Origin of the sequence: Bifidobacterium pseudolongum subsp. globosum, from assembly GCF_004155535.1 — a bacterium.
GTDB lineage: Bacteria > Actinomycetota > Actinomycetes > Actinomycetales > Bifidobacteriaceae > Bifidobacterium > Bifidobacterium pseudolongum_C.
Genome location: NZ_RYUH01000018.1, coordinates 1 through 3578 on the forward strand (window position 1 = coordinate 1; position 3578 = coordinate 3578).

Below are 3578 nucleotides of genomic sequence, written 5' to 3' on the forward strand. Positions count from 1 at the left end.
CGGCACCACCGGCGTATAGGTAGCATTTGTTAAATGTAATCTTGCCTCGAGCGCACTGGTTGAACCGGCATCGTAGAAATAAGTGACATCGACTTCTTCTTGGTCTCGAGGCAAAATCAAATGACTTCCCTGTAAAGTAGCTCCATCAAGAGAGCTCACCTTTTCTGAATCGAAATTGGAATCGATTGCAGACAGGTCAAATGCTCCGTTTTGATAAGAACCATTATAGGTAGAGCCATATATATACCAATTATCGATGCAACCAGTGCTATCTGGTACCGATACGCAAACACCAAAAGGAAGATTGTTGACAGAAATTAAGGGATTATCACCTATATCTAAATAAGTTAATTTTTTATTTGAAGAGAAGTCTGCAGTATTAAGTTCATTTTTAGATATACTCACTGATTTCAAATCTGTATTATTTGAGAAAACAAGCTTTTTAATATGGTTATTTCGTAAATCAAGATCTACAAGCATTGGAAATTTTGTTAAATCAAGATTTTCTATATTGTTATTATCTAAGTAAATAAGTGAAATAGGGGATTTGTCGGGAAATATGATGTTAGACAAAGAGTTATCTGACATATGGAGTTCTCTTAATTTGACATTTTTAGAAAGATTAATGCTAGAGAATTTAGTATTCCACAACCAAAGATATTCTAGATCAATATTATGGCTAACATCTAAGTTCTTTATATTGTTGTCATGCAATTCAAGTACTTTGAGATTGCTTTGATTTGATAAGTCAATAGAATTCAGCGGCGCTCCAATCCAGATTCCTTCCAGTAAAGGATTGCCGCTTAGGTTCACAGAAAACAAAGAGTCTGAATGTATGGACAGTTCTCTCAAATTCTTTAAATACTCAATTCCTTTTAAGTTGTCTATATTTGAATATAACTCATATATTCCAGTTATTTTCTCATTTTCGTCATCGTCTAATATGCCGTCGCGATTTAAATCATGGTCAGATACTAAATTGCGAATAGTTGGATTAGGGAAGTTTGCTTCGTTGATGACAATGTCGCTTGGGGCAGCGGAAGCGGTCACCGGCAATGAGCCGAACGGCATCGTCAGCGCGAACGCAACGGCGACACCCTTTGTCCACCTGTTCATGGTGGCTCTCCTTCCTTCAGGGGGAATCGTTATATATGCGCACATGCACAGTTCCATTCTTCGCCCGCAGAAAATGGAAACGCGCGCCAAGTCGATATCGACTTGCGTGAAGTAAGAATCGTGCAACAGGTCAGGAGTGATTGGAGGTGTCCAATGTTGCATCTTGCCTATATAGCAACGTAGGCACGCCTCCTTTGACCCATCTTCTTCTTACGCGTCGAGCCGATTAGATACACGGGTTCAGAGTCATTGCGCGACATGGCACCTTAGCTAGCCGTCTATACGCCTCGCTGATCGCAAAATGAAACATGTCTGCAGATCACCTGAACAAGCGTTCCACGGAGGCACCCAAACGGCATGTTGGAACCAGCCTCTTTCACTAATCATCTCGACAACGAACAGAATTGGTGATTCTATACGCAAGGCAACTCGTCAGTCTCTCTATAGAGAGGGATGAGGGACTTTTGCGTTTTGACCGTTACGGCAACCCGAATCCGATGCATGCATTGCGATTTACTCTCCGTGCGGAGCGCTGCCCTGTTTTGCCAACTTGAATGTGACACGGAGGACGATTTTGGCGCCAAGGTACGCACTTCTTACATCCGATGGAACGCAAAGCTTTCTATTGGAGAAAATAGATGTCGAGATGATTTTGCTCTCGTCAGTATGACTGCTCGCTTCCACTAAGGAGGGGAATCATGAAGAGGAAGATATGCATGGCCGTCAGCTTTTTGCTGACATTGGCAATGACGCCTACCATTGCAGTTGCGAATGAACCTACCTTCCCGCATGCGGCTGTACTTCAGCAATCAACAATGCAACATCCTGTTGAGGCCGCAAATAGCACAGATATGTATGCGACTGAATTGCGGATCGCGGGTTTGGACGGATCGGAAACTTGGCTAAACAGGGATTACTCCGGATATTACCGTGTAGTGATTGGTGGCGGTATATCGTGTGGCAGTGAAGCGTATAAACAAGCTTTGACCTTATCTAAAAATAGTGCTTATAAAGATGTGCAATTCTTTGCTTTAGACGTCGAAGGGGATCGTTCTAATTTCTCGCAGAAGTACGGTCAGTCTAGTACAAAAAATGTCATATTCGCATCAACCGATGATTACGAATATAACAACTGGTTTTCCAGGTTGTTGTTTAATCCGTATTCACCATTTTGGGTGCGTGCGCCACAAGGCTCTGTCTCCTTGCCCTATATCGCCCTTCTTGACAAGGACGGGAAAATAGCGTCCGCCACAGCCGAAACTCAAGATATTGCAGATTTGATATCTGAAAACTTTGGTATTAAGATAAGTCAAAGCAGTCTATCGTCAGTTACTCACACACGTTTGGGTTCGGGGTACACCGTACACACCAGCGAAGCAATTGATCAAAGGGGGATATCGCGAAAAACTCTCGATTTGATAAAAAAATGGCGTAGAGACGCTTTGATGGATGGAAACGTAAAGATATATCTTTACGATGGATATATTACAATTCGAGAATTCCTGCAAAATCAAGAGATTTCTGAGGCGGATTACCTCAATCCTCAATGGTCTCAACATCTAGAATATATCGCTTTGCAACGCGTGATTGAGGCATATGACGCTTCACTTGATCATTCTCGACCTAATGGAACTCATGCTTTTACCGCTAGAAAAGACAATCAAGAAAGCACCGGTGAAATACTTGGTTGGGGATATCAAGACATAGCTGATGCAATCAATGTTGGATGGGCTGGAGAGAAAGCGGATTATATTAAGCAAATTCAGGGGAAAGATCATGGCCCCACTGGCCATTACCTTCAATTAATTCATCCTGGAAGACGATGCTATGGATTTGCGTCAGGGAGTGCATACCGCTACGGCACTGCTTTTGCTGGTGAAACGACATCGAAAGAACCGCAGGATGGGGCGCCGACGAATCTGTATGGCACATTCGACTTTGAGGTGAATATCAGTGAGGATCGTCTGAATCAAGGCGTGACGCTTGATGTGCCGGCATCGATGAATGTTGGTGCTTCCCATAAGGCCATGGCCAAGCTTAAGTATATGGATGGCCGTTACGAACTGCGCGGTACGTGGACATCATCGGATCCATCCGTGCTCTCCGTGGAATCCGGTGGCGCGCTCAAGGCATTGAAGTCAGGACGTGCCACGGTGACGCTCTCGTCCCAAGGCAAGAGCTATTCGACAACCGTTTCCGTGGTGGTGCCGGTGTCGTCGGTGTCGGTTTCGGGTGGCGCGTCCTCGTTGCAGGTGGGTGGTTCCACGCGGTTCACGGCGAGCGTCAGTCCGGCGGACGCGACCGACCGCAAGGTCGTCTGGTCGAGCAGTGATCCGGCAGTCGCGACGGTGGACGCCAGCGGGCAGGTCAAGGCGCTCAAGGCCGGTACGGTGACGGTCACGGCGAAGGCCGGCGGCAAGAGCGCATCTGTGAAGGTCACAGTGAAGACGCCTGTCATTGCA

2 protein-coding genes are annotated in these 3578 nt (G+C 45.4%); one reads left to right on the forward strand and one right to left on the reverse strand.

Translation table 11 applies throughout. From position 1 onward, the window contains the following. A partial coding sequence (locus PG2093B_RS08850; protein ID WP_129898183.1) for a leucine-rich repeat domain-containing protein occupies positions 1-1116 on the reverse strand: 1116 nt, incomplete at its 3' end. A 698-nt stretch (positions 1117-1814) separates the two neighbouring features. Here PG2093B_RS08850 and PG2093B_RS08855 point away from each other — a divergent pair. Further along, positions 1815-3578 (forward strand): Ig-like domain-containing protein (locus tag PG2093B_RS08855; protein ID WP_207215016.1); only part of this gene is annotated, 1764 nt, incomplete at its 3' end.